This is a genomic window from Alteromonas sp. Cnat2-8 (genome assembly GCF_022348355.1).
In the GTDB taxonomy this organism is placed as follows: domain Bacteria; phylum Pseudomonadota; class Gammaproteobacteria; order Enterobacterales; family Alteromonadaceae; genus Alteromonas; species Alteromonas macleodii.
Genome location: NZ_JAKREX010000008.1, coordinates 65,916 through 92,898, shown reverse-complemented (window position 1 = coordinate 92,898; position 26,983 = coordinate 65,916). Strand labels below are relative to the sequence as shown.

The following is a 26,983-nucleotide window of genomic DNA, read 5'->3' as shown; positions in this document are numbered from 1 at the left end:
GCTAATTAGAAATTACGTCTTACCGTTACGCCATACGTCCTAGGCTTCGCATAGGAAATCTGGCTGGTTCCATAAAAACCTGTTACGTCAAAGCCAATAAGTTCATGGTCTGAGTCAAACAGGTTATCTACATAAGCCGCTATTAGCCACTTGTCCTCAGCGTCTACCCAGGTTAAACGAGTATCAGCCGTGGCATAGCTATCAATTTCATGAGCGGTAAAATTCCGCGCATTGTGAAAGGTTTCCGACTGATAATTGGCTGACAGTTGGGCTGCCATATTGCCGTCGAAGGCGTCCCAGTTATAGCGAAGCATGGCAGATGCTTGATACTCTGGGGTAAATGGCGGCGTTGTATCAGCAAAGTACCCAGAAGCCACTTCTAAGTCTTCAACCACTGCATCGGTATATGAAAAGTTAACCATAACATCTAGACTGTCTGTCGGGGTTAAGAACACTTCTAATTCAACGCCGCTAAATGAGGCTTCTCCGTTTGATACCACTCCCGCATTATTCACCCACGAAAACGACTGGTAATCGCTGTAGTCATAATAAAAAACATTGGCATTAAAAACGCCGCTTCCCTGCATAAAACTGTGCTTTAAACCCGCTTCATACGCAGTAAGTTCTTCAGGTTCGTATAAGCTGAAACCTCCTTGAAGCGGGGCATTGAAACTCCCAGCTTTTACGCCCCGATTGATGCCTGCATAGTACAAGCTATTACCCACACTGTATTCCAGCTGTAGCTTGGCCGACCACAGATTTTGATCGTTAGAATCGACCAAAGTCTCTAAAGATGTTGTTGTGGTGTCAATTTCGATAACTCGGTCGTTAGTATTCTCGTTTTGATACACATTACCCACAAAGTCTTTGTCTTCTCGGGTGTAACGTAACCCACCAACCAGAACAAGGTCGTCGGTCAAACTATAGTCTATTTGCCCAAATACAGAGTATGACTCGGTTTCAAGAGACACCAAGGTGTTATTTTCTTCACCGCCTAAGAAAAAGGTGGTGGGTGAACCCGCCAAGCCTTGGCTATAGTCCGTATCGATAGAGAGGTAATAAAGCCCCCCAACCCACTTTAAGTCTGCGGATTCACCTGAGAAGCGAAACTCTTGGCTGAACTGCTCTATGGTGCTGTTAGATTGAAAAATAAGTTCGGGTGACGCTGTTTGGTCGGAGTCGAGGCCAACGGTACGTTTAAACTCTTTGTAATCAGACATGGCGAAGAAATCGAAGCTTTCAAATGCATAGTCTAGTGTTGCCGCAAGCCCTTTTGACTTGATCTTGTTTTGATCGTCAAAGGCAAAGTCTTTATTTACTTTATTGCCCGACCCATCAGGGTCGAAGTTACCATTGAAATCGCCGCCTTGCACAGGACGGAAAGGATCGCCATTGAAGTTGCCGTCTACGCACACGCCCGCTTGAATAGTGTCACAGCCAAGCGGGTCGTCAGCAGCATAAATAACGTCAATCACATTGCCGTCGGCATCTTTTATCTCGGTGGTGTTCACCACCTGATACGGGCCTTCACTTTTGGTTGTATCTGACCAGTTACCGCTTAGTAGCAGCGAGCCTTCTTCGCCAATGTCAAACAGCAACTGGGCACGAAACGCTTTAGTATCATCGTTGTACCCATCTTCCCCGCCTCCCACAGAGCCTAAACGGATATCGGGTGCAGCACCGTCTTCATAAATATTCTCTAGTATCTCACCTTGTTGATTGGTAAACCCAGAAAAGCGACCATAAATGCCGTCTGCTAGTTCGCCTGATATCGCCCCTTCGAAGCGGTATTGTTCGAAACGTGCGGCAGTAAATTCCGCGTAGCCTTCTGTATCTGCAGTGGGCTTGGCGGTGATCGTATTAACCAGTCCGCCTGTGGCATTTCTTCCGAATAATGTTCCCTGTGGGCCTTTAAGAATTTCGATGCGAGCCACATCGAATAAACCAAAGGTTTGTGCTTGGGTACTGGCTAAATAGCCACCGTCAACGTATACGGCCACCGGCGCTTCCGCCAAGTCAGCGTAATCGTTTTGCACCACGCCTCGAATATTGAAGATAGCACGCTGACCACCGATATCACCGGCCAACGATACGCCAGGGGTAAACGCGATAAGCTCAGTGCTGCTTTCAAGGCCAAGTGCCTCTAATTGTTCACCAGAAAACGCGGTAATAGCGATCCCTACATCGCTTATATTCTCGTTGCGCTTTTGCGCGGTAACTTCAATACTTTCCCAAACATTCTCTGCAGCAAAGGCCGCTGGCGTACTTAACGCCATAGCTACGGTTAACGCCAGCAGACGCTTGTGTGTGTTTAACGTATGCATGTTTTACTCTCGTTTATAGTTCTTTTTAACAAGCCTTGCGGCGGTGTTGTCCCGATATTTTTATAAGAGTAACGGTCGACGTGAACTGCATATCGATTGCCACTGGGGTGCAAACCTAAGGCAGGACTGGAGAGGAACTGCCAAAGGCTTGCGGTTTTAAATTGTTATTATTGATGGCTCATGGCTGAGCCTAAATCTCTGTTCTTTTACCTGCTGCGAGCAACTATTTGCCATACAGGCTTAATAGTTACCGTGCGTGGGCAAAGTTTTTATGGTCATTTATGGTTAATCAAGGTCAGTACGCCATGACATTAACTTGGAAATGAAAAGCTCACTCCTTCTCGAATGCCGCTTGAAGGCCAACGTTGAGTAATGGTTTTGCGTTTGGTGTAAAAGCGAACGCCATCCGGGCCGTATGCGTGAAGGTCACCAAAGAGTGAGCGCTTCCAACCACCAAAGCTGTGATAAGACACGGGCACTGGCAGCGGTACGTTTATGCCTACCATGCCCACTTGGATATTGTCTGAGAAGTAGCGGGCAGCCTCGCCATCTCGGGTGAAAATACACGTACCATTGCCGTATTCATGGCTGTCAATGAGCTGCATAGCTTGTTCCATGCTCTTAACGCGCATAACTTGTAGTACAGGGCCAAAAATCTCAGCTTTGTAGCTGGCCATTTCCGGCGTAACCTTGTCGATAAGTGTTGCACCTAAGAAGAACCCCGTCTCGTAGCCTTTTACGCTAGGGTTTCTGCCATCAACGACTACATCAGCCCCTTGCTCAGCCGCACTGGTTATGTAGCCTTCTACTTTCTCTTTGTGCTGAAGTGTAATAAGCGGTCCGAAATCGTTAGTCGCATCGTCAAAAGCCCCTACTTTTAAGCTTTCCATGGCTGATTGCATTTTATCTACAATTTCATCCGCCACTTTGTCGCCTACGGCAACCACGACAGACAACGCCATGCAGCGCTCGCCTGACGAGCCAAAAGCAGCACCTAAAAGCTGATTCACTGCGTTGTCGATGTCGGCATCGGGCATCACAATAGCGTGGTTTTTAGCGCCACCTAATGCTTGGCAGCGCTTGCCATTAGCATTGGCTTTCGAATAGATGTATTCGGCGATGGGCGTTGAACCCACAAAACTCACTGCTTTAATGCGCTCGTCATCTAGTATTTGATCAACCGCTTCTTTGTCGCCATTTATAACGTTAAAAACGCCGTCGGGTAGCCCTGCTTCTTTAAGTAGCTTTGCTAGGAAAATAGCGCAGCTTGGATCTCGCTCAGAGGGTTTTAAAACAAAGGTGTTGCCGCATACAATGGCAAGCGGAAACATCCAAAGGGGCACCATGGCCGGAAAGTTAAATGGTGTAATTCCCGCCACTACGCCAAGAGGCTGAAACTCGCTCCATGAATCTATACTTGGCCCAACATTTTTACTGTGCTCGCCCTTTAACAACTGGGGTGCACCGCAGGCAAACTCAACATTTTCGATACCGCGCTGTAATTCGCCTGCCGCGTCGTGGCTTATCTTGCCGTGCTCCGCACCAATTAACGCAATAATTTCATCGGCATGTTCTTCTAGTAAGCTTTTAAATTTGAACATAACGCGAGCACGCTTACTCACTGGCGTATTGCGCCACTCAACAAACGCATTTTGCGCGCTGACGATAGCATCGTTTACCGTCGCTTTTGACGCCAGTAAAACCAGCTTCTCTGCTTCCCCCGTTGCAGGGTTATAAACATCTTGCATGCGCCCCTTTGGGGTACAGGTTTCACCGTTAATAAAGTGGCCTACTACTTTCATTATCTGTCTAATCCTTTAGTTATACGTCTTTACAAGCGCTGTGATAGCCGCGCTGATAATATAAAAGGGCGTCGGCTTCTGGATCTTGCTTGATATCCACTACCTGGCAAAAAATAACGTCGTGAGTGGCCACACTTTTCACGTCTGTAATAATGCAATCGAAGCTAACTGCAGCATCGGCAAGTCTTGGGCAGCCGGTCGTCGATTCAACCCAATCACCAATTTCAAAGCGTTCGTTCATGGGCGCTTTGCCACCAAATGTGTTTGAAATTAACTGATGCTGTGAAGTAAGGGTGTTGATAACCAAATGCCTGCTGTTTTTAAAAACCTGATGTACAGACGCACCGCGATTTAAACAAACCAGCAGCGTTGCAGGGTTATCGCTTACGCTACATACGGCGGTCGCCGTAAAGCCTGCATGCCCTTCTGGGCCAGTGGTTGTAACGACGTTTACCGCTGCCGCTAAACTCGACATACCTTCTCGATAAGCTTCGGGAGTTACCGCGGGTAGCACTTCTGTTACTGCGTTTTTTATTGCTGTAATAGTCATACAAATATCCTTTAAGTTGGCGTTACACGATTTGGCAGGCTTGCTCGAAACTTAAACGAGGTAAGCGTTTATGTACTTTCTCTTTATCGCCGTAGCCAATGTTCAGTAAGAAATTCACCTTCCACGTGCTATCTGAAAAGAAAGTCTCGTTGAGTAATGTGGGGTTGAAACCAGACATGGCGCCAGCGTCAAGGCCTAAGGCACGAACGGCGCTTATTAAGTAAGCCCCCTGCATAGAGCTATTGCGCATGGCAGTCTCATAGGCCGCTTCTGGGCTTGAAGTAAACCAGCTTTTCGCATCTGCATAAGGGAATAAGGTAGGAAGCTCTTCGTAGAACTCTTCGTCGTAGGCCACTATAACCGTACAGGGTGCGGTCATGGTTTGCTCAACATTACCGCTTGAAAGGCAAGGTTTGAGCTTCTCTCTCCCTTCATCTGAGGTAATAAAAACAAATCGCGCTGGGCTACAATTCGCCGATGTCGAGCCCACTTTTACTAAATCGTACAGCTGTTTCAACACGGCTTCTGAAATAGGTTTGTCGTGCCATTTGGTGTGGGTATGCGCATCGGTAAAGAGTTGGGCTAGTCCAGCCTCGTCAAGCGGGCTAGTTGTTTTAAACTCTGTATTTTGTGTATCAGTCATTTTAAATTCATTCCAGTTTTATCAAATCTTTTAAACACTGCACTATGTTCTCGGTTTTTGCGCTTAGCCCATTTTTAGCTGCTTTCGCGTTGACGCTGTACTTGCAGCTTGCTTAGAAAGCTTTCGCCTCATAAACTTAAAAACACCCCAAAGCCTGATGCAGTGTCATGTTCACGTTAGGCCACTTGCCCTAAATAGCTGCGCAGCAGTTCATTAAACGCAATTGTGTTTGTAATGCTTGATGCATGCCCGCCGTATTCCATGACCGACAATTCGGCGTTGGGCATAGCTTCAGCCAACATCTGTGAACGCTGCCACGGCACCAAGGTGTCGTCTTTGTTGGCAAGCGCTAACGTTGGTGTGGTGATGGCGTACAAACTCTTATCAATATTGAACGTACTAAGGGCACCAATGCGGGCGAGCAAGTTTTCCTCGTTAGGGAAATGGTTGAGTAAGTGCGCCTCTTCCTCTGCCAAGTGGGCAGCATTCGCGGCTATCCAATCAGGCGGAAACAGCAGCAGCGCCTGAAGTTGCAAATACATGTCCTTTCTGCCTGCCGCCAATAACGCTTTGCGTATATTAAAGCAGCGCAATGTGTGCGGATTTGGACTGCTCCACGCATTTACCAGCACTAAACTTTGTAAAAGCTTAGGTTTAGACAAAGCAAGCTCAAGCCCCACCAAACCACCCAGCGCGTGACCGACGAAATGGCACGCTTGCACTTCAAGTTTTCTAAGAAGTGCAGCGAGTTCATCCGCCATATGTGAAATGCTGTAATTCGCTGGCAAGTCACCCACACTTTTGTTGGTGCCATAGTGATCGTAAGTGATCACTCTGTAGTCTTGGGCAAAGTCACCCAGTTGCGGCTGCCAAAATTTAGCTGCCCCGCCTAGCCCCGAACTAAACACAATCGTGGGGGCGTCGGGCGACGTCAGACCGTGTATTTCGTAATGTAACTTGTTACGCATTTCGCCGTTCATGTGGTCGTAGCTTGCCTGCACTTCAGAATGCATAAAGCTCACCTATATAAAACCAGTGGGCGCAGTTCGCGGGAAGTCCAAACATAATCGCTTACCCAATGTGTGCTACAGACGCAATTTCAATTAAGGCTTCAGGCTTTACCAGCCCAACCTTAATGCAGTAGCGCGCTGGCTTTTCACCTGGAAAGTACTCGGCGTATACTTTGTTTACCGCGGCGTAGTCATCCCAATCGGTAATAAAAATTGAGTTGAAGGTGACGTCATCCATAGTGCCGCCCGCTTCTTCGATGACACTTTTAATGGTTTCTAGAACGTGGCGAGTTTGTGCTTCGGCGTCACCCACATGGACTACGTCGTTGTTTTCGTCAAACGGTAAGGTACCTGACACATACAGAATATTGTCAGCCATAGAGCCTGGAACAAAAGGAGCTATAGGTGTTGATGTACCTGCTGGAATAATGGCTTTCTTTGGCATGTTCTTATCCTTGTCGTTGCGCTTTCTATGCTTTGCTGCCTAGCGCCTATAAATGATTTACTTCAATTCGTGCTAACTGATTTATCGTGTTGTTTTTGTCTGCGTGGCTAGTAGATGCTAAGAAGAAATGCCTAACTCGCCTCTTCAAACACTTCACAAAACTGCGCGGTGGTAGACACCCACCCGAAAAACGTCTGAATGTTGAAAAGTGAGGCCTCGTGAATATCTGGCGGGCCAGCTTGATATGCCGCATCGGCCAGCACCACACCAAAATATTCCAGGTGAAAGCCATCGCGCAGCGTCGACTCCACACACACGTTAGTGGCAATGCCGGTAAACACTAAGTTGCGAATACCGCGGGCTCGCAGCATGCTGTCTAGATTAGTGTTATAAAAACCGCTGTAACGGGTTTTCGGTATAACGATGTCGCCATCTTGAGGCTTTAGCGTATCGACAAGCGCGTAATCCCATGTCCCCTTGGCGAGCAAACTGCCCTTAAGCTCTGGTTGTTTACGCATGGTTTTAAGGGCATTAGATTTGTACCAGTTCGGCGAACCGGGGCCGCCGGCCTCTTTGTAGTCGGCATCCCATCCATTTTGTAAGAACACCACAGGCATGCCTGCAGCCCGCGCTGTTTCAAGCACTTTAGTGGTGTTTTCAATGACTGGCGCCGTAGTAGACACATCAAAACCCGCCTTGTCTAAGTAGCCGTTTTTACTGGCATAAGCGTTTTGCAAATCCACCACAATAACGGCAGTTTCCGCAGGGTTTAACGTCAACGGTTCGGGCTTAGCTGGTAGTACGGGCTGCCCCGTCTGGCGCGCTTGAAAGCACCCTGAGACCTCAAATATTTCACCGGCTGACATTAGGCGGCTCCCGATGTGCTAAGCAAATGCTGACGGGATTTCATTAGCGGCTGAATTTTAGTGCCGAAATCATCCATGCCTTTAAGGAAGTCATCGAAGGTCAGCAATACACCTTCACAGCCCGGCACTGTGGCTATTTCATCAAGCATAGAGGCCACCGACTCATAGGAACCCACCAGCGTCCCCATGTTCAGGTTTACTGCTGAGGTTGGGTTGGTCATATCGCGGATATTCGTGTCTTTACCCGATTTCTTATCAGCAGCTCCTTGCGTTGCCATCCAGTCCAGCGCTGACTGATCTTTGCCGTCTTTATAGCTTTCCCATTTCGCCATGGCGGCTTCATCCGTCTCATCGGCAATAACCATGATAAGTACCGCTGAACCTACGCTGCGACCGTGTTTTTCAGCCGCTTCAGTTAAGCGCGCTGCGGTTGGTGCAAAAGCGGTAGGTGTATTTACGCCTTTACCAAAGCAGAAATTATAGTCGGCATGACGGGCAGAGAAATCCATGCCTGCTGCGCTTTGACCGGCACAGATAAGTGGAATTTTTCGCTGTGGCTTGGGCAACATTCGGCAATCATCCATTTGGAAATGCTCGCCTTTAAAATCGCTTTTTCCGGTTTCCCATAATTCTTTGACTACCTGAATGTATTCATCCAAATACTCATAGCGGTTACCGAAAAATTCATCGCCCGGCCACATACCCATTTGCGAGTATTCAGGGCGTTGCCAGCCAGTGACTAGGTTTACGCCAAAACGTCCGTTGGAGATAGAGTCGATGGTACTGGCCATGCGCGCCATGATTGCAGGCGGCAAGACTAGTGTGGCAGCCGTGGCATATAGTTGAATTTTTGAGGTAACAGCAGCAAGGCCTGCCATTAACGTAAACGACTCTAAGTTGTAGTCCCAAAATTCGGTTTCACCGCCAAACCCTCGCAGTTTGATCATAGAGAGCGCAAAATCCATATCGTACTTTTCAGCCTTCATTACAATCTCTTTGTTGAGATCGAAGGAAGGTTTGAACTGAGGCGAATTTTTCGAAATTAGCCAGCCGTTGTTCCCAATCGGAATAAATACACCTATATCCATGTTGTACCTCTGCTTGTATGCGTTTTAAGCGGTTTATCCCGCTTTTTTTAAGGTTGCCGAATTCAAAACATTGAAGTGGCGGTATACTTAGTGAACAGCATAAAGCAGGCCAATTTATTTAACCCATAAATTTCAGTCACTTACAAAATTCGACAACCCAAATTGGACTTATTGGTTCAATTTGGAACACCAAGTCCAGTGCAATTGAACTTAATTGGTGCATATTTGTGCAAATGGGTTTATAGCGACGAGAACTCCACGTAAACTAAGCGCCTGATCACGGAAATTCCGGTAAAGAAGAGACAAGTAGTGAGTAAATCTGAAGGTCAAACAATTACGAAATCAGCGAGAGCATTTAGCCCGACCACGCAAAAGCGAAGAGAAAAAGCGTTATTAGAAAAGCGTACTCGCATTATGGATGCTGCCCTTTCCTTGTTCTCAAAGAACGGCGTGAGTGGCACCACTGTAGAGCAAGTATCGGAACTAGCGAATGTCTCAAAAAGTAATTTACTGTATTACTTTAAAAGTAAAGAGGGTTTGTACTTATCGGTTATTACCCACCTTTTAGATGTGTGGTTAACGCCCCTTCAGAGCTTTTCAGCAGAACAAGACCCTATAGAAACCCTGAGCGACTACATTAAAGTAAAACTTGAAATGTCGAGGGACAATCCAGCTGAATCTAAGCTTTTTTGTATGGAGGTGGTACAAGGTGCCCCTCTTTTAATAAAGGAATTAGAAACGCCGCTCAAAACACTGCTGGACGCGAAAAGCGCCGTCATTATCGAATGGATTGAAGCGGGTAAGCTAAAGCCTGTTGACCCTATACACTTGATATTCAGCATTTGGGCCATTACTCAGCATTACGCCGATTTCAGCGTGCAGATCAAAGCCGTAACCGGTAAAGATTTAAGCGATCCCGCTTTCTTCGAGAGCACGCTAAGCAACATTCAGCACATTATTTTAGGCGGGCTAAAGCCAGCGTAATACTTGATGCATGAGTTGCCATGGGCGTGGAATAAATTTGAGGGAGGGTCTTTTGGCGCTCTCGCATGTGGAGGACATTAACCACTCTTACAATGGTAATAGTGACGAACTTTCTTTCAAAAAACCTTCCAGTCGCTCGACCTGGGTAATTGCCACGCCCCCGTAGCGCTTTTCAATCAACTTTAAATCATACAGCTTCGTTAATGATTTATGTGCGGTAAGTACGGTAACGCCCAATCTTTCAGCATAATCGCTTTGCCTTAACGGTATAAAGACGTGCTTAGAGGTAAGATACGATTGATAAATTAGCTTAGCTAACTGGACGTGAGTGGGTAAGCGTCGAATATCATCCAACCTTTCCAGCGCCGAGTGAAGCTTTATTGCCAGTGACCGGGTGATGAATTCAGCAATCGCTGGATGTTGGCTTGTCAGAGAACGAAAAGCAGGTTCAGGTATTTGTAATACCTTACATTCCGTTAGCGCTTCAGCGTGATGCGTTCTTGCAAGTGATGCATACAATGTGAACTCGCCAAACGTATCTCCTCGTTGCAATACAGTAGTAATTTGATAACTGCCGTCCAGGCCATAATTACCAATCTTTACTTCTCCTGATACCACAACAGACAGCCCTTTGTTTTTACTTCCCCTATCGTGAATTGTCGAGGTAGCCGCATAGGTTCTTAGCGTTCCAAAAGGCAAACAAAGCTCGACGTAGTCGTCAGGCATAATGGTTTGCTGCTTGCCGTGAATGTAAGACATGACATTCAAATCTATACAAGTATATATTCTTACATGTTAACGCAATGTAAATTCATTCTCAACAATCTCTTGGTAGGAGTCATTACAATGGGTTATCAATGGGCAATTTTAGCGGTTTTTATCATGTTTGCTTTGCTGGAAGCGAAGAATGGTAAGCTATTTAAAAAAGCGACAGAAGTAAGCGATGATGGAAAAGTAGAGCTGATAGGTACGTTACTCTTATTTATTGTAACCCAGCCACTGGTTCTATTTTGTTCTGCAACAATGATGGCACTAGCATTTCCCCAATATCAGGGAATACTTGTAGATTCCCCTATTCTCTTGCACATAGCGCTACTTTTGATTTTCGATGACATGATGCAATATTGGTGGCATAGGCTCTCACATTCCACCCGATTTCTTTACAACTTACATAGAGCCCACCATAACGCTAAGTACATGAGCGTTCGCATTATTTACAGAAATAACTTTTTCTATTACCTGTTTATGCCTTCGCTATGGTTTTCCGGCGCGCTAATCTACCTAGGATTGGGTTGGACCTATGCCTTTTACTTGGTGGTTAAACTTACCGTTATCACCGGCGCCCACGCGGAGTGGAAATGGGACAAAACACTGTACAGTATTCGGTGGTTACATCCTGTGGCCTGGGTAATTGAACGCACGATATCAACGCCTTCTACACATAGTGCGCATCATGGGTTAAAAGCCGATGATGGCGTGACCAACTACAAAGGTAACTATGGAAACCTGTTGTTCTTCTGGGATGTACTATTTGGAACCGCTAAGATCACCAGGCAATATCCTGCACAATACGGTATTGAGGGTATGTTTTACGCCAACTGGAAAGAACAGCTTATTTGGCCGCTTTATAAAACGCCGCGAAAGCCTAAAGCAGTGCAAAGTCCATCGACGAAAGTGAACGATGCTAGCCAATCTTTGATACCGAACACAAAACAAATACCTACGGGTGAAACAATTGAAAGTAAAGCCTAGCGCATTGATACGCAGCAAGTGGGTTCGTGCTAGAATAGGGTCTTAATTTAGAACAAGCAGCGGCACTTTATGAATCAACAACCTAATAACCCCTTACATGGCTTAACGCTAGAGAAAATCGTCACGCAACTTCACGAGCGTTACGGATGGGATGGATTGTATTACCGCATCAAAGTGAACTGCTTCAATAATGATCCTTCGATTAAATCGTCACTTAAGTTTCTTAGAAAAACCCAATGGGCGCGAGATAAAGTAGAGCAGCTTTATATACAGACGTTTAGTAATAATGCCTCAAATGGTGAATCTTAAAGCCATTTGAGCTGTAAAAACTTGAAACCGGTTTCCACAAAAACAATTCAAGTTGGTCTGAGCCGCTTGGGACATTAAACAAATAAACCAAGCATTAGTACGAGAAAAAGCCCAATAAAACCTATTAGGGTTGCCATACACGTCCAAGACAAAAACGTGTCTTTCACAGAAATATCAAAATAACGGTTTACGATCCAAAACCCCGTATCGTTCACGTGAGACATGGCCGTAGCGCCTGCCGCTATAGCAATTGTCATCAGGGCGAGTACTGATGGTGAAAACGCCAGTTCCTGCACTACAGGGCCCATTAAACCTGCAGCCGTTAACATGGCCACCGTTGCCGAGCCCTGAATAATTCTGACTGAAATTGCGATAAGAAACCCGGCTGCCAGTGGTGGGAGCGGCGATAATGCGACAACATCAGCGAAAGCCTGCCCCGCCCCAGAATCGATGAGCACTTGTTTAAACATGCCACCCGCGCCTGTCACCAGTATGACTAAGGCAACCGGCTCTAACCCTCTTGATGCAATGTTTCTAATTTGTTCGCTTGATAAGCCTTGCTTCTTCCCTAGCACTTTAAAACAAGCAATGGTTGCAATGGTCAGGGCGATAAAGGGATGCCCAATAAATAGCAACGCCTCCTTCAAGACACCTTCGGAAAGCGTGAACTTTGCCAACGTACCCACCAGAATAGCCACTAGCGGAAATGTCAGTAGCGCCGCAACTGAACCAAAGCTGGGGAGTTCCTTTGGCTTTTTATGTGAAGCTTCAATGATATGGTTTGGGACAGGTACGTGCAGGCGTTTCGCTAAAAATGTTGCGTAAATTGGGCCGGCTAAACAGGCGCAAGGAATACCAACGATAAAGCCAAACAAAATGACTAAGCCGATATCCGCCCCTAAAATTGAAGCTACCGCTACAGGTCCTGGTGTTGGAGGAATAAAAGCGTGAGTGACAGCGAGTCCTGCTGTGAGCGGGATTCCGTAATAAATAAGCGACTTTCCTGATTTCTTTGCTAACGAATAAATAAGAGGCATTAATATGATAAGCCCCACTTCAAAGAAGACAGGTATAGCAACAAGAAACCCCGTTAACACAACCGCCCACTGACTATTCTTATCACCAAATTTATTGTTGATAGTTTGCGAAAGCCTATCAATGCCGCCGGATTCTTCTAAGAATTGCCCGAACATAGCACCAAGGCCAACAATGGTCGCTACAAATCCCAGCGTGTTGCCCATGCCTGACTGCATGGAAGCCAGTACGTCGGCCGCTTGCATTCCCGTACCCAGGCCAACAAACGCTGCTGCCACAAGGATAGCGATAAAAGCATGAACTTTTCTAACTACAACTAAATATGTGAGAAGCACAATGCTACAAATGGCGACAAAAAGAAGGGAAAAAGTATCGGTCATACGTGCTCTCTGGTACCTGTTAGTGACATTGTCTTCATGTCGACGAAGCCATAATACGGAAATCACCCGCTACCTTTACAAGCTAAGTTGAAAAACCCAGCCAATGTTAAATATTTATTAATACAAGATAGCTATCTGGTAACACTATTATAATCACCCCTTGAACGCAACCGGTTTCCAAACTAATATTTATGAGTAAGATGGAGACCAAATAACTCGCTCTTGATGTACTCCTGAATTTTAATGTGAGAGATAAGCTTATGACCCATTGCCATGTATTTTTCGTTTCGGGAGTTTCAGGGACGGGAAAATCGACATTGAGCCAGCATTTAGCCCAACGTTTTGACATGCCTTTCGAAGAAGGAGATCGTTACCATAGCGAGGCAAACGTAGAGAAAATGTCTTCAGGTATACCTCTGCAGGATGCAGACAGATGGGAGTGGTTAATTACGTTAAACATGATTGCCAAGCAACACATTCACGCCGGCCGGAACGTGGTTATAAGCTGTTCAGCGCTGCGCTCAGCCTATCGTGACGTGCTAACCAAAGATATCGCGCCTCACTGCCACTTTATTTACCTTCATGCGTCACAGTCTGTGCTTAGTGCGCGATTAAAACAACGGGAGCATTTTTTTAACGGTGATGCTATGCTCGAAAGCCAGTTTGCAGCCTTGGAGCTGCCTTCTAAAGACAACGCATTCATTATTGATGTTACACAAACTTTCGAGTGTGTTTCTCAGCAGGCAGAAGACTTTATACGCCCTTTGATATCGAATTAAACATCACGACATTAACACTCACTTCCGCGCGGATTAGCGGACCTAGCAGCACATAAAAAGATCGAAGAATGAGTAAGGTAAAAAAGTCACGCACAAAAATATCAGACGTAGCCAATCATTTGGGGGTTCACAAAACTACCGTATCTCGTGCGCTTAATAATTCTAGTGGCATTTCTAAATCACTCGCCCTTAAGATCAAAAATGCAGCGCGAGAGCTAAACTATATTCCGAACCGTGCCGCCCAATCTTTATGCTCAGACAATAATAGAACCATCGCGTTATTGCTTCCGTCTTTTGGAAACAATGTGTTTAACGATGTGATGTTAGGCGTGAAGGCCGTTGCCGACAAAGCCAATTATGCACTGATGATTGGCGACTCGACCTATACCGAGCTTGGCGAGGAGCGTACTGTCGAATCTTACATTCAACAGAACGTGAGTGGATTCATTCTTACTTCTACGCGCCACACTGAAGAAACGAGAAAAATGCTGCTAGCCACAGGGACGCCTGTGGCCGAAATTATGGATATTTCTAGTGAGCCTTTTGATATTAACTACGGGGTAAATAACGAATTAGCAGCCCAGTCTATGACCCAGCATCTTATCGACAAAGGGCGCCGCAACATTGCTTTTTGCTCATTGTATTTAGATTGGCGTGCAATATTGAGAAAGCAGGGCTGGGCAACCGCACTGGACAATGCTGAGTTGTCCGCCGAGCGATATGTTTCCTCTAGAGCCGACGCCACATTTCAAGCTGGTGCTGAGCTTCTTTCAGAAGCACTGCATAAATGGCCGGATACTGATGCGCTATTTTTTGTGAGTGACGAGCTTGCTGCTGGCGCGGTGATGGAATGTAATAGACGAGGTATCAAGCCTGGTAAGGATATCGATATCTGCGGTTTCAACGACTTGAGTTTTGCGCGCTCAATATACCCTGCCCTAACAACCGTATCAGTCCCGCGCCGTAAGATGGCAGAAATGGCAGTTGAATCGTTGATATCGCTAATTGAGGGCGAAGACGTTGAACAAGCGAGCCAAGTTCTACCCTTTGAGCTTAAAATACGAGAAACCGCTTAGTAGACGTTTGGCAGCTTTAGCCCCTAGACTTGGTGCTCGTAAACCTGCGTTTCCTAACCTATTGCCTTTGAAGTTAGTCCTCAAAAACCCAGTGATAGTGCCATTTTAACGAAATTGCAGGGTCGTAAAGAAAACTCCCCTGCACACTCGCTCGATATTAAAGTGTAACCATTACTATTTAAGCATCAGTATAGAGTGTAGTTATCCACTTCTCTTCATTGATGAAATTCCAGCTCCAGTCTGCCCACTTATCGTCTAAGCCCATCGCTTTAACTTCATCGAGGGTTTTGCCGTCTTGCTTAAGTGCCTTAACGTAGCTGAACGTTTCAGAGATCATAGCTAAAAATGCGCTGTATTCTTGCTTGTTACTGATGTCGCCGTGGCCAGGAATAATAACGGTTTCATCGTCTATTTTAGCAAGCAGCTGTTTTACTGAGTCCATATAGCCTTCCACATTACCGCCAGCACCTTGGTCGATGTAAGGAAAGCGACCATTAAAGAACAAGTCGCCGGTGTGCATAACGTTGGGTTGCTCGAACCACACTACGCTATCGCCGTCGGTGTGGCCTACTGCTAAGTGCATGACGTGAAGGGTTTCACCATTGAAGTAAATTTTTATTCCGTCTTCATAGGTGATAGTTGGCAGCGCTTCCGGTTTTATCTTTTCATCGTTAGCTAGGCGAACACGCACATTTTCGTGTGCCAGAATGGTCGCGCCTTTATGGCTGTGGAAAAACGCATTAGAGCCTGTGTGATCGCCGTGATAGTGCGTGTTTATCACATACTTTGGCTTGTCACTCCCGAGCTCACCAAGCTGGGCCGCTATCTTTTCTGCAAGCGGCGCAAATTGATCGTCGATGATCAAAACACCGTCTTCCCCAGCAGATACGCCGATATTTCCACCTGCACCTGTAAGCATGTGCACTGAGCCTTTTATCGCTGTCGCTTTAACTTCGACATCGGCAAATCTATCTTGTGCATTTGCGGGATTAATCGTTGAATAAACCAAAGGGCTCGCAGCAATAAACGCAGCCAAAATGTGTGCGCTAAAACGAGGTGCAGTTTTCATTATTATTTCCTTGTAAGAAGCCTGTTTATTAAAGACCTCTTACACTATGACCTAATTTCACAATTAGATCATTTTTTCATCATCTGGAATATTGCCAACATAGGCAAAACGGGGGAGTGTTTCTCCGTCTTTTTCAACCAACTCAACAAACATATCTAGTGGACGAACCCAAAGCGCTTTTTCGCCGTAGCATGGGCGGTAAACCACTAGCTTACTTTCATCTTCTGAATGCGTCGCCACTTCGTATACATCGTATAAATTACCTTTGTAATGCTTGTAGCGACCTGGGGTTTTAAGTTCTTTCGAGTCCATAACGTCCTTCATTAAAGTGGAAAAAATAGTAAGGGTTAGCCAATCGCTTTCATTTGCCAAAGATTAAATGGTCTTAGAAACTAAACTCTGTTGGATTGGCCTTTTATCGGGTAATACAAAAGCGTCAGTCTATCGCATAGTATCAGTGCGTTAAGTATAACAAGTGGTTAGATTGAGGCTACTGCATGTTAGTACTTAAAAAGTACTGAGCTTATTGGCTAAATCGGTTCAAAAGGCAACACCAATTGCTGTGTTGATTGGTCGGCAGCAAGGCCTATGTGAACGCCAACAAGACGAATCCCCCGCCCTGTTGCTCGTTCGAAGGCTTCCTGCATTAACGTGCGAAAATACGCTTCATCAAGCGTGGCACAGCGGTGCTCTACCGTAGTTAGTTGGAAGTCGTTAAACTTAAGCTTAACGCCCTGCGTGCGAATACGTACCGGCTTACCAGTACGCTTCTTGTGATTTTCCATTCGCTCTTGAAGCTTTTCAAATAAATGCGGCAAAAAATCTATGCATTGCTCGAAGGTATGAATGTCTTCGCTTAGCGTGCGCTCTACGCCGATAGACTTTCGCTCACGAGATACCGATAGTTCACGTTCATCAATACCGTGAGCTCGCTCCCACAGTACACTGCCAAATTTACCCAGCTCTTTTTGAATGCGCTCAAAAGGGTATTGGCGAACATCGTCGCAGGTATTAAGCCCCATACGCTGAAGCTTTTGCATGGTGACTTTGCCTACGCCCGGTATTTTCTTTAGTGGCATTTCGCGTACAAACTCATCGAGCTTATCAGGAGTAATAACACAAATTCCATCGGGCTTATTTTCATCGCTCGCCACTTTTGCCACAAACTTACAAGGCGCAACACCTGCTGAAGCTGTAAGCCCAAGTTCATTTTTAATGCGTTCACGTATTTCTTCAGCAATTAACGTGGCGCTGCCACCGCAAAATTCACTGTTAGTCACGTCTAGGTAGGCTTCATCTAATGATAAAGGCTCAATGAGGTCGGTATAATCAGCAAATATCTTACGTATTTTTTGCGACTCGGCAGCGTACACATCCATGCGCCCTTTTACGAGGGTCAAGTTTGGGCATAGCTTTAAAGCATACGCTGTAGCCATAGCTGAGCGCACACCAAATTTTCGGGCGGGATAGTTACAGGTAGAAATAACCCCTCGACGGTCGGCACTGCCGCCTATCGCAATGGGAATATCGCGCAAGGCTGGGTTGTCGCGCATTTCAACTGCGGCGTAAAAACAATCCATGTCGACGTGGATAATTTTTCGCATTACCTGCCTTTGTTCTATAGCTATAAACACAAAACTGTACAAAAATACAGTATATTATTATTAGTGCTGAATTACACTATTTCGTTGTGATCTCCCAAAAAATTGATGGCTCGGCTAGCTACATTTCAGCCAAGTCACAGTGTGAGCGAATTCATCGAAACAACTTCAATAGAGCTCAATATTAAAGAACGTAACAGATATACCCACAAAAAAAGCGCTGTCGATTAGTATCAAACAGCGCTTTTAAACCTTAAACCAACGATGGGTTAAGCATTACAAAATTTGGTTCTGCTTCCACTCGTTTAGTTTTTTCTGGCGGGCTTCTTCTTTTTCCATGCGCGACTTTTTACGGTCACACGGTTCTGGACAGTCACAGGCTTTTTCAATACCTAGTGCACCTAAGCCACCACAGCTTCCAGAGATTGATTTTTTCTGAAAAAGGTAACCTACGGCCATAGCCAGTACCATTGTTAGAAAGAAACCAAAAGCAAGAATGAATGTAGACATTGCTACCCCCTAATTATGAACTGTGACCAGTTTATCAAATTCTGGCGATGCATACTCTTCAAATCCGTCTTCTGTGCGACGAATGAGGAATACAGCGAGTTGTTCTTGCTCAGCAACCGCTATCGCTTGTTCCCATCCCATTACATTAAACGCCGTAGCCAAACCATCAGACGTCATTGAAGAAGGATGAATTACCGTAACCGAAACCAGGTTATGTGAGATAGGTTTGCCCGTTGTGGGGTCGATTAGATGCGAATAACGAACGCCGTCTTCTTCGTAATAGTTGCGATAGTCACCTGATGTAGCAACCGCGTTTTCTCCTATTGAGACAACTTTTTGAACAGCACGTTCAGTGGTAACTGGCTTTTCAATGGCAATCAGCCACTCACTGCCGTCGCCTCGTTCACCTTTCACACGCATTTCACCACCTATTTCTACAAGGTAGTTTTCAATGTTGTGGTTTTCAAGGATCTCCGCCACTTCATCAACGCCAAAGCCTTTTGCAATAGTCGACAGGTCGACATAAAGCATTGGGTGACTTTTCTTCAAGCCTGTAGGCGTGGTTGACAGCTTCTTATAACCCACATATTCGCGAATATCGTCGATGTCTGTCTGGCTTGGTACTTTTTCAGGGCGCTTAGTTGGGCCAAACCCCCATAAATTAACCAATGGACCAACGGTAACATCAAGTACTCCGCCACTAAGGTTAGCCAAGCGTAGTGCCTCGTTAACCACGGTTAGCGTATCTGGCGATACGGCGAAATTGTCGGTGTAGCGGTATTGATTGAACCTTGATAGTTCTGACGTTGGGTCGTAAGTAGACATCATCTTGTTAACTTCAACAAGACGGGCATCTATTTCAGCTTGTAAGCCTTCTACCGGTGTCTCCGCTACAAGGTACTTAACGTTGTAGGTTGTGCCCATTGTCTGCCCTTGCAGGTGTACTACAGGCGTTTTTTCGTCGCTACAGCTTGCGAGAAGTAGAATACCTACCGCAACAAAGGCGAGGAAAATTCGAATAGCAAATCGAATCACGATGTTGTCCTTAGCTAATATGCACATTATTCAATCGCTATTATGTGCATTCTGCGTTTTGCTTCAACGAAAAAGGGGCTTACGCCCCTTTTAATATGCTTAATAACTTTTAAGCGAGTAGCTCTTAAATTAAACGCCTAGCCACCGAAGTCATCTAGCATGATGTTTTCGTCCTCGACACCTAAATCTTTAAGCATGTTGATTACGGCCGCGTTCATCATAGGTGGTCCACACATGTAGAACTCACAGTCTTCTGGTGCAGGGTGATCTTTCAAGTAGTTCTCAAGAAGTACTTGGTGGATAAACCCAGTGTAACCTTCCCAGTTGTCCTCTGGCTGAGGATCAGAAAGTGCTACATGCCACTCAAAGTTATCGTTTTCTGCTGCTAGCTCGTCGAAGTCTTCTGTATAGAACATTTCACGAAGTGAACGTGCACCGTACCAGAAGCTCATCTTACGCTTAGACTTAAGGCGACGAAGCTGATCGAAGATGTGAGAACGCATTGGGGCCATACCTGCACCACCACCTACGAATACCATTTCGTTTTCAGTTTCTTTCGCGAAGAATTCACCGAATGGACCAGAGATAGTCGCTTTGTCACCTTCTTTCAGGCTCCAAATGTACGATGACATTTTACCCGCAGGTAGGCTTAAGTTATTAGGTGGCGGCGTAGCGATACGCACGTTCAACATAATAATGCCTTCTTCTTCTGGGTAGTTCGCCATTGAGTAAGCACGAATAGTCTCTTCGTCTACTTTAGACTCGATGTCGAAGAAGCCAAAACGCTCCCAGTCACCGCGGTATTCTTCAGGAATATCGAACTCTTTGTACTTAACGTGGTGCGCTGGCGCTTCAATCTGAATATAACCACCTGCACGGAAAGGTACACTTTCACCGTTTGGAATTTTAAGCTTAAGTTCTTTGATAAAGGTTGCTTTGTTATCGTTAGAGATAACTTCACAATCCCACTTCTTAACACCAAATACCGACTCTTCCAGCTCAATTTCCATGTCCTGCTTGATAGCAACCTGACATGAAAGACGGCAGCCTTCGCGCGCTTCACCTTTAGTGATGTGGTCTAGTTCAGTTGGAAGGATTTCACCACCACCTGAGTGTACATCTACACGACACTGGCCACATGAGCCACCGCCACCACACGCAGACGATACGAAGTAACCTGCGTCAGCTAGTGCACCAAGAAGTTTGCCACCCGGTGCAGTTTTGATTGCCTTGTCTGGGTCACCATTGATAGTGATCGTTACATCACCACTTGGTACCAATTTAGACTTGGCAAACATAATGATAAATACTAGCGCCAATACGATGGCAATAAACATGCCGACGCCAAGAAATATTTCTACGTTATTCATTTATATGCTCCCGAGCTCTATTACAGCTGAATACCAGTGAATGACTGGAAGCCAAGTGCCATTAGGCCAGCGATCATGAATACAGAACCAAGACCACGAACACCATCAGGCATATCAGCATACTTCAGCTTTTCACGTACTGCCGCTAGCAATACAATTGCTAGTGCCCAGCCCATACCACTACCAACGCCGTAAACGATGCTTTCAGTGAAGTTGTATTCACGCTGTACCGCAAACGCCACACCACCGAAGATTGCACAGTTAACGGTAATTAGCGGAAGGAAGATACCTAGTGCGTTGTAAAGCGCAGGGAAGAACTTGTCTAAGCTCATCTCTAGAATCTGTACCAACGCCGCGATAACACCGATAAACGTTAGGAAGTTAAGGAAGCTTAGGTCAGCTTCTGGGAAACCTGCCCATGCTAGTGCGCCTGGAGCAAGAATGTTTACATAAATAACTTGGTTAACGGGTACAGAGATACCTAGTACCACGATAACTGCAACACCAAGACCCATAGCAGTTTTAACTTTCTTAGATACCGCTAGGAATGTACACATACCTAAGAAAAGTGATAACGCCATGTTCTCAACGAAAATTGAGCGAACAAATAACGACAAATAATGTTCCATGACTTACTCCTTAGGCTCTACTTGCTCTGGACGGATAGTACGGATAAACCAAATCATACCGCCGATTAAGAAGAATGAGCTGAATGGTAGGATTAACAAACCGTTACCCTGATACCAGCCACCGTTTTGAACCAGTGGAAGGATTTCGAAACCTAAAATAGTACCGAAACCAAATAGCTCTTTAATTGTACCAATAACAATTAGAATGAAAGAGTAACCCAAGCCGTTACCAATACCATCAAGGAAGCTCATCAGAGGTGGGCTCTTCATGGCGTAAGCTTCAGCACGACCCATTACGATACAGTTAGTAATAATCAGACCAACGAATACCGACAGCTGCTTCGATATTTCATACGAATACGCTTTCAGAATTTGGTCAACAACGATTACCAACGACGCAATGATAGTCATCTGGATAATAATTCGAACGCTAGATGGGATCTGGTTACGAATTAGTGAAATAAACAAGTTTGAGAACGCTACAACGCTTGTAAGCGCAAGCGACATTACCAATGCTGTTTCCAGCTTAGTGGTAATTGCCAGTGCTGAACAGATACCCAATACCTGTAGGGCGATCGGGTTGTTGTCCAGGATTGGCCCAAAGAGGGCCTTTTTCATTTCTTTAGTATCTGCCATGAGACTTCCCTTATGAACGCCATGCTTGGTTCTTCAGGAACTGGCCGAAGCCTTGCTCGCCTACCCAGTAACGAATAGTGTTTTCAACACCGTTGCTGGTTAGGGTTGCACCTGAAAGCGCATCGATAGTGTGAGGATTGCTAGGGTTAGCATTTTTCACTACGCGAATAGCAACTTCGCCATTCTCGTAAAGCTCTTTGCCGTCCCATTTGTCCTGCCAAGCAGGGTTTTGCACTTCACCACCTAGTCCTGGCGTTTCTTTTTGCTGATAGTAAATAAGCTCGCGAACCGTTTGGCCGTCTGCGTCTACCGCTAAGAAACCGTACATAAGATCCCAAAGGCCGCTGCCGTGAACAGGAAGGATGATACGAGATACATCACCTGCGTCGTCGCGAACTAAGTAAACACTTGCCACGTTAGGGCGACGTTGGAAACCAACATTGCTGTTAGTTACCTTTGTGCTGTACTCAGTTTCTTTGGCTGCTTTATACATATCGTAATCTGGCTTAGGCGCTTCTACGAAAGTACCTTCGTCAAGATTAACAAAACGCTGTTCTACTCGCTCGCTGTACGTGCTTTCAATTGCGCTATTGCTCATGCCCATTTCATAAAGGCCTGCAGCATTAAGAATGTTGCTCTTTTTATCTAGAGCTGCGTTTGTTTGTTGTAGAGAGCGAAGGCCAACAGCCGCGCCAGACACAACAATTGAACAAACTAAACATACGGCAACAACAATACCTACCGTTTTGCCTAAAGATTCTTTCTTAGCCGACACGTGCTACCCTCCGCTTGATATTGCTTTGTGCGACGAAATAGTCGAACAGTGGCGCCCACAAGTTAGCAAATAGAATTGCTAGCATTACACCTTCAGGGAAGGCTGGGTTAAGGACGCGGATTAGTACCGTCATAAAGCCAATGAAGATACCGTAAGCCCACTTACCTTGGTTTGTGAACGACGCAGATACTGGGTCTGTCGCCATAAAGAACATACCAAAAGCAAGACCACCAACAACAAAGTGCCAATGAGCAGGCATTGCAAACATAGGGTTCGTGTCGCTGCCAATTAGGTTAAGTAGCGATGCGAAGAACGCCACACCAATTGCCACACCAGCAACAATACGCCAGCTTGCTATACGCATGTACATGATGAACAAGCCACCAAGAATAATAGCAAGGGTAGACACCTCACCCGCTGAACCTGAGATAGTACCGATGAAGCTGTTCATCCACTGATCCATGTTCGCGTAATCAAGGTTGCCAGAAGCCGCTTGGCTTAGAGACGTTGCACCAGAATAGCCATCTGCCGCTACCCATACTTGGTCACCTGAAATTTGTGCAGGATACGCAAAGTAAAGGAATGCACGACCAGATAATGCTGGGTTAAGGAAGTTACGACCTGTACCACCGAATACTTCTTTAGCAATTACAACACCGAAGGTAATACCTAGTGCAACTTGCCATAGAGGAATAGTAGCTGGAAGTGTTAGTGCGAACAGTACCGATGTAACGAAGAAACCTTCGTTAACTTCGTGCTTGCGCACAGACGCGAACAATACTTCCCAGAAACCACCTACCGCGAACGTTACCGCGTAGATTGGCAACCAGAAACATGCGCCATAGAAGAATAGACCTAGTGTGCCCGCATTTGCCAAGTCACCGCCAAGGGCAGCGAATAGGCCTGCTTGCCACGTATCAGGTAGTGTTCCTGCGCCAGCAGCAATTGCTTCTTGCGCTTGGAAACCAATGTTATACATACCAAAGAACATAGCTGGGAATGTTGCCATCCATACCATGATCATGATGCGCTTAAGGTCAATGCTGTCACGCACGTGCGTGTTAGCTTTATTTACTTTACCTGGGGTGTAGAAAATGGTCGCCGCAGCTTCGTAAAGCGCATACCACTTTTCATGCTTACCACCTGGTTCGAAGTTTGGTTCGATCTTTTCTAAATACGCTTTTAAACCCATGACTTAACCCTCTTTCTCTATCGTGGTCAAACAGTCGCGTAAGATAGGAGCGTAGTTATATTTGCCAGGGCATACATAAGTACACAATGCCAAATCTTCTTCGTCCAACTCTAAGCAACCCAACGTCTGAGCACCGTCAGTATCACCAGAAATCAGGTCCCTAAGCAGAAGCGTAGGAATGATATCTAGGGGCATAACGCGTTCGTAATTACCAATTGGAACCATAGAACGTTCAGAACCATTGGTAGTTGTTGTCATATCAAATTTCTTGCTGCCACTTAGGTGACCTAAGTAAGCACGAGTCACTGAGTGTTGGTTTGAACCAGGTAGGATCCAACCGAACAATTTCTTCTCGCGACCTTCTTTTAGTAGTGAAACTTGGGTGTGGAAACGACCAAGGAAGCCGTGAACGCCCATCGCTGTCGTACCGCTAAGTACAGAACCAGAGATAACACGTACTTCACCGTCTACTTGCTCGCTAGCAGTAAGCTCGGTCAAGTCTGCGCCCATTACGGTGCGCACTAGGCGTGGGTTAGTTGCCGCAGGACCTGCAAGTGAAATAACACGACGGTTATCTAGCTCGCCAGAGGTCAGCAATGCACCAATTGCCATAACGTCTTGGTAGTTGATGTGCCAAACCGTTTTGTTCATGCCAGCAGAATCAAGGAAGTGGATGTGAGTACCCGGTAGGCCCGCAGGGTGAGGACCGCCAAATTCTTCAACATCAACTGCCGCATCGCCAGTAGCAACAGATGCACCTGCCGCTTTACAAACGTAAGTCTTGCCACCGCTCAATTGCGTTAATGCTTTAAGACCATTTACGAAATCGTCTTGGCGCTCAGCAATAATCACTGCAGGATCTGCTGCTAGTGGATTGGTATCCATTGCTGTAACGAAAATTGAACTTGGAACAGAGTCTAGCTTAGGAGATTTGCTAAATGGACGTGTACGGAACGCTGTCCACATGCCTGACTCTACAAGGATTGACTGAAGCTGCTCGCGTGAAGCGCTCGCGATCTGGTCAGCTGCAATTTTATCAAAAGTTACAGCATCGCTGCCGTTCACTTTGATAACTACAGACTGAAGAACACGTTTTGCACCACGGTTAACCTCTACCACTTCACCCGCTGCTGGGGCAGTGAATTTAACGCCAGGGTTCTTTTTGTCTTCAAAAAGCACCTGACCTTTCTTCACTACATCGCCAACTTGGACGTGCATGGTAGGGCGCATACCCACATATTCTTCTCCCAGAATGGCAACGCGCGTTGCAGCAGATGCATCAGCAATCTCCTGCTTTGGCGCTCCCTCAATTGGGAGGTCGAGACCTTTCTTGATTTTTATCATATGTAATCGCACTACTCTAATAGAAATACCCTTTTGCATGACCGCAGAAAACCTGCCTGTCAGCATGCAAAAGCGCACTATTAACAGGTGTAGAACACCTTTTCGTTGTTGATTGATGGAACTTGCTGCAATTGCTACGGTCAGCCTGTTATGAAGCCGTAACGCATAATTCCTTTTGCGGACGCTTAATTCGCCCTTTCTTTATAGACCACCAGCAGAAATTTACACTTATTATTGTTGTTGTGTAGCTGCAATCGCTACTGCTGTTTTGGTAGAGGCAGAAAAGACCCCTACTTAATTTCGGGATTTTAGCATTAACCCATACGTTTGTGCCACGCTATTTCAAGATAAAGGCAAATTTTTCTACAATTTAATGTAAACCTTTGGTCTTATTCATTTACATTTTGCGAATCCATACGCCGTATCAACTTGTAATCAGGTACAAAAAAGCCGTCAAATCAGACGGCTTTTGCGCATATAAGCATTAGGTTAATTAATGGTAAGTTTAGGTTTTACCAATTAACCATTGGGTCAACTTCACTGTCGTAATCAACACTTGAAATATCAAAACCGAACAGTTTTAAGAACTCATGGTTGTAACCTTTGTAGTCACTTAAGTCATGAAAGTTCTCTTGTGTCACTTGATCCCATAGCGCCTTAATTTTCGCTTGAGTAGCATCGTTAGTTTCTTTGCCATCCATGCGATAGCGATTTGCTTCATCTAACGTTGGTGTATTGCCGAACAGGCACTGTGTGAACAAGCCATGAATCTGCTCAATACACCCTTCGTGGGTGCCTTCCTCTTTCATCACTTTGTAAATAAGTGAAATATACAGAGGCATTACAGGAATGGCTGAGCTTGCCTGCGTTACTAGTGCTTTCAACGAGCTCACATTGGCTTGCACAAGCAAATCACTGTTTTTACCAATAATGGCTGCGGCAGCGCGATCTAGGTCTTCTTTCGCTTTACCAATCGTCGCTTGACCATAAATAGGCCATGTTAGTTCTTTACCGATATAGGTATATGCGGTGGTTTTACAGCCTTCAGCAAGCACATCGGCTTCACGTAAAAAGTCCATCCAACGTTCCCAATCTTCACCGCCCATCACTTTGATGGTGTTAAGGATTTCTTCGTCGTTGGCTGGCTCTAGCGATACTTCATGCACTTTGTCTTTATCAGTATCGTAGGTTTTCGTAGTGTACGCCTGCCCTACAGGCTTAAGCGTAGATTTATACGTTACGCCTGTTTCTGGGTCGGTTCTACGCGGGGATGCAAGGCTATAAATGACCAAATCAACCTTGCCCATTTCAGCTTTGATTTTTTCGATGGTTTCATTTTTGATTTCATCGGAAAACGCATCGCCATTAATAGTTTCTGCATACAAGCCTTTTGCTTTGGCTTTTTCGTGGAATGCAGCGGTGTTGTACCAACCGGCAGTACCCGTTTTACGTTCCGTTGGTGCTTTTTCAAAACACACACCCAGCGTTTTAGCGCCATAGCCGAACGCAGAAGTAATGCGTGATGCTAGGCCGTATCCCGTAGAGCTACCAATAACCAATACATTTTTAGGGCCTTCGCCTAAGTCGCCTTTTGCTTCTACATAAGCAATTTGTTCGTCAACCGCCGTTGCACAGCCAACAGGGTGCGCGTTTGTACAAATGAAGCCTCTCACTTTAGGCTTGATAACCATAATAATTTTCCTTATTTGAGCGTGGGGCTATTGTAATGCCGAAGCCACTGATAACAACTCGGAGCAGATGAAACCTAGCATATCGCAA

Annotated in this window: 27 protein-coding genes; 5 read left to right on the top strand and 22 right to left on the bottom strand. The window is 45.7% G+C overall.

Translation table 11 applies throughout. The features are described from left to right. Nucleotides 1-5: 5 nt before the first annotated feature. The 8 genes from MHN00_RS19480 to rutA form a co-directional block, all read right to left on the bottom strand. Nucleotides 6-2,324 carry a TonB-dependent receptor gene (locus tag MHN00_RS19480; protein ID WP_239302114.1) on the bottom strand — a complete coding sequence of 773 codons (2,319 nt, stop codon included), beginning with the start codon at nucleotides 2,322-2,324 and terminating at the stop codon, nucleotides 6-8. 311 nt (nucleotides 2,325-2,635) lie between these two features. Next, complete coding sequence (locus MHN00_RS19475; protein WP_239302113.1) at nucleotides 2,636-4,126, bottom strand: CoA-acylating methylmalonate-semialdehyde dehydrogenase; 1,491 nt, start codon at nucleotides 4,124-4,126, stop codon at nucleotides 2,636-2,638. Between the two features lie 19 nt (nucleotides 4,127-4,145). Next, complete coding sequence (locus tag MHN00_RS19470; protein ID WP_239302112.1) at nucleotides 4,146-4,676, bottom strand: flavin reductase; 531 nt, start codon at nucleotides 4,674-4,676, stop codon at nucleotides 4,146-4,148. 22 nt (nucleotides 4,677-4,698) lie between these two features. Continuing rightward, nucleotides 4,699-5,319 carry a malonic semialdehyde reductase gene (locus tag MHN00_RS19465; RefSeq protein ID WP_239302111.1) on the bottom strand — a complete coding sequence of 207 codons (621 nt, stop codon included), beginning with the start codon at nucleotides 5,317-5,319 and terminating at the stop codon, nucleotides 4,699-4,701. Between the two features lie 176 nt (nucleotides 5,320-5,495). Then, a complete protein-coding gene (gene rutD, locus MHN00_RS19460) occupies nucleotides 5,496-6,332 on the bottom strand; it encodes a pyrimidine utilization protein D (protein ID WP_239302110.1) in 837 nt (278 codons plus the stop codon). A gap of 58 nt (nucleotides 6,333-6,390) precedes the next feature. Further along, complete coding sequence (gene rutC / locus MHN00_RS19455; RefSeq protein ID WP_014950778.1) at nucleotides 6,391-6,774, bottom strand: pyrimidine utilization protein C; 384 nt, start codon at nucleotides 6,772-6,774, stop codon at nucleotides 6,391-6,393. 131 nt (nucleotides 6,775-6,905) lie between these two features. After that, a complete protein-coding gene (gene rutB, locus MHN00_RS19450) occupies nucleotides 6,906-7,640 on the bottom strand; it encodes a pyrimidine utilization protein B (protein ID WP_239302108.1) in 735 nt (244 codons plus the stop codon). After that, nucleotides 7,640-8,728 carry a pyrimidine utilization protein A gene (rutA, locus tag MHN00_RS19445; protein WP_014950780.1) on the bottom strand — a complete coding sequence of 363 codons (1,089 nt, stop codon included), beginning with the start codon at nucleotides 8,726-8,728 and terminating at the stop codon, nucleotides 7,640-7,642. Before rutA ends, rutB begins: the two co-directional genes overlap by 1 nt. A gap of 309 nt (nucleotides 8,729-9,037) precedes the next feature. Here rutA and rutR point away from each other — a divergent pair, with 309 nt between their 5' ends. Then, entirely contained in the window at nucleotides 9,038-9,712 is a 675-nt protein-coding gene (gene rutR, locus MHN00_RS19440) for an HTH-type transcriptional regulator RutR (protein WP_014950781.1), read from the top strand. An 87-nt stretch (nucleotides 9,713-9,799) separates the two neighbouring features. Here the strand turns inward: rutR and MHN00_RS19435 are convergent, their stop codons facing one another. Next, a complete protein-coding gene (locus MHN00_RS19435) occupies nucleotides 9,800-10,471 on the bottom strand; it encodes a Crp/Fnr family transcriptional regulator (RefSeq protein WP_014977456.1) in 672 nt (223 codons plus the stop codon). A gap of 87 nt (nucleotides 10,472-10,558) precedes the next feature. On the opposite strand from MHN00_RS19435, the gene MHN00_RS19430 reads away from it, so the two are divergent. Beyond that, on the top strand, nucleotides 10,559-11,464 hold the full coding sequence (locus MHN00_RS19430) for a sterol desaturase family protein (protein ID WP_075177923.1): 906 nt from the start codon (nucleotides 10,559-10,561) through the stop codon (nucleotides 11,462-11,464). A gap of 69 nt (nucleotides 11,465-11,533) precedes the next feature. Then, nucleotides 11,534-11,773 carry a VF530 family protein gene (locus tag MHN00_RS19425; protein ID WP_014950784.1) on the top strand — a complete coding sequence of 80 codons (240 nt, stop codon included), beginning with the start codon at nucleotides 11,534-11,536 and terminating at the stop codon, nucleotides 11,771-11,773. Nucleotides 11,774-11,847: 74 nt separating this feature from the next. On the opposite strand, the gene MHN00_RS19420 is transcribed toward MHN00_RS19425, so the two are convergent. Then, nucleotides 11,848-13,188 (bottom strand): gluconate:H+ symporter, encoded by a 1,341-nt coding sequence (locus MHN00_RS19420; RefSeq protein WP_239302106.1) that lies wholly within the window; start codon nucleotides 13,186-13,188, stop codon nucleotides 11,848-11,850. Nucleotides 13,189-13,448: 260 nt separating this feature from the next. On the opposite strand from MHN00_RS19420, the gene MHN00_RS19415 reads away from it, so the two are divergent. Continuing rightward, nucleotides 13,449-13,967, top strand: a complete 519-nt coding sequence (locus MHN00_RS19415) for a gluconokinase (RefSeq protein ID WP_039216382.1) — start codon at nucleotides 13,449-13,451, stop codon at nucleotides 13,965-13,967. Between the two features lie 68 nt (nucleotides 13,968-14,035). Next, nucleotides 14,036-15,043 carry a LacI family DNA-binding transcriptional regulator gene (locus tag MHN00_RS19410; RefSeq protein WP_239302104.1) on the top strand — a complete coding sequence of 336 codons (1,008 nt, stop codon included), beginning with the start codon at nucleotides 14,036-14,038 and terminating at the stop codon, nucleotides 15,041-15,043. 178 nt (nucleotides 15,044-15,221) lie between these two features. On the opposite strand, the gene MHN00_RS19405 is transcribed toward MHN00_RS19410, so the two are convergent. From MHN00_RS19405 to fabV, 12 genes are all read right to left on the bottom strand, one after another. Further along, the gene (locus MHN00_RS19405) at nucleotides 15,222-16,112 is read right to left on the bottom strand and encodes an MBL fold metallo-hydrolase (RefSeq protein ID WP_014950788.1); all 891 of its coding nucleotides are present in this window, start codon (nucleotides 16,110-16,112) and stop codon (nucleotides 15,222-15,224) included. Nucleotides 16,113-16,175: 63 nt separating this feature from the next. Beyond that, a complete protein-coding gene (locus MHN00_RS19400) occupies nucleotides 16,176-16,424 on the bottom strand; it encodes a DUF1653 domain-containing protein (protein WP_168534390.1) in 249 nt (82 codons plus the stop codon). A gap of 218 nt (nucleotides 16,425-16,642) precedes the next feature. After that, nucleotides 16,643-17,716, bottom strand: a complete 1,074-nt coding sequence (dinB, locus tag MHN00_RS19395) for a DNA polymerase IV (protein WP_014950790.1) — start codon at nucleotides 17,714-17,716, stop codon at nucleotides 16,643-16,645. 273 nt (nucleotides 17,717-17,989) lie between these two features. Then, nucleotides 17,990-18,223 carry a (Na+)-NQR maturation NqrM gene (nqrM, locus tag MHN00_RS19390; RefSeq protein WP_014950791.1) on the bottom strand — a complete coding sequence of 78 codons (234 nt, stop codon included), beginning with the start codon at nucleotides 18,221-18,223 and terminating at the stop codon, nucleotides 17,990-17,992. Nucleotides 18,224-18,232: 9 nt separating this feature from the next. Beyond that, entirely contained in the window at nucleotides 18,233-19,258 is a 1,026-nt protein-coding gene (locus MHN00_RS19385; protein ID WP_014950792.1) for an FAD:protein FMN transferase, read from the bottom strand. Between the two features lie 137 nt (nucleotides 19,259-19,395). Further along, nucleotides 19,396-20,628 (bottom strand): NADH:ubiquinone reductase (Na(+)-transporting) subunit F, encoded by a 1,233-nt coding sequence (gene nqrF, locus MHN00_RS19380; protein ID WP_014950793.1) that lies wholly within the window; start codon nucleotides 20,626-20,628, stop codon nucleotides 19,396-19,398. Nucleotides 20,629-20,648: 20 nt separating this feature from the next. After that, complete coding sequence (gene nqrE / locus MHN00_RS19375) at nucleotides 20,649-21,257, bottom strand: NADH:ubiquinone reductase (Na(+)-transporting) subunit E (RefSeq protein ID WP_014950794.1); 609 nt, start codon at nucleotides 21,255-21,257, stop codon at nucleotides 20,649-20,651. Nucleotides 21,258-21,260: 3 nt separating this feature from the next. Then, nucleotides 21,261-21,893, bottom strand: a complete 633-nt coding sequence (locus MHN00_RS19370; RefSeq protein ID WP_014950795.1) for an NADH:ubiquinone reductase (Na(+)-transporting) subunit D — start codon at nucleotides 21,891-21,893, stop codon at nucleotides 21,261-21,263. A gap of 10 nt (nucleotides 21,894-21,903) precedes the next feature. After that, nucleotides 21,904-22,668, bottom strand: a complete 765-nt coding sequence (locus tag MHN00_RS19365) for a Na(+)-translocating NADH-quinone reductase subunit C (protein ID WP_014950796.1) — start codon at nucleotides 22,666-22,668, stop codon at nucleotides 21,904-21,906. Next, nucleotides 22,658-23,860: an NADH:ubiquinone reductase (Na(+)-transporting) subunit B gene (locus tag MHN00_RS19360; RefSeq protein WP_239302102.1), complete on the bottom strand. Its 1,203-nt coding sequence runs from the start codon at nucleotides 23,858-23,860 to the stop codon at nucleotides 22,658-22,660. Before MHN00_RS19360 ends, MHN00_RS19365 begins: the two co-directional genes overlap by 11 nt. A 3-nt stretch (nucleotides 23,861-23,863) precedes the next feature. Beyond that, a complete protein-coding gene (locus MHN00_RS19355; protein ID WP_239240204.1) occupies nucleotides 23,864-25,204 on the bottom strand; it encodes a Na(+)-translocating NADH-quinone reductase subunit A in 1,341 nt (446 codons plus the stop codon). 512 nt (nucleotides 25,205-25,716) lie between these two features. After that, the gene (gene fabV, locus MHN00_RS19350) at nucleotides 25,717-26,895 is read right to left on the bottom strand and encodes an enoyl-ACP reductase FabV (protein ID WP_014950799.1); all 1,179 of its coding nucleotides are present in this window, start codon (nucleotides 26,893-26,895) and stop codon (nucleotides 25,717-25,719) included. Nucleotides 26,896-26,983: the final 88 nt, after the last annotated feature.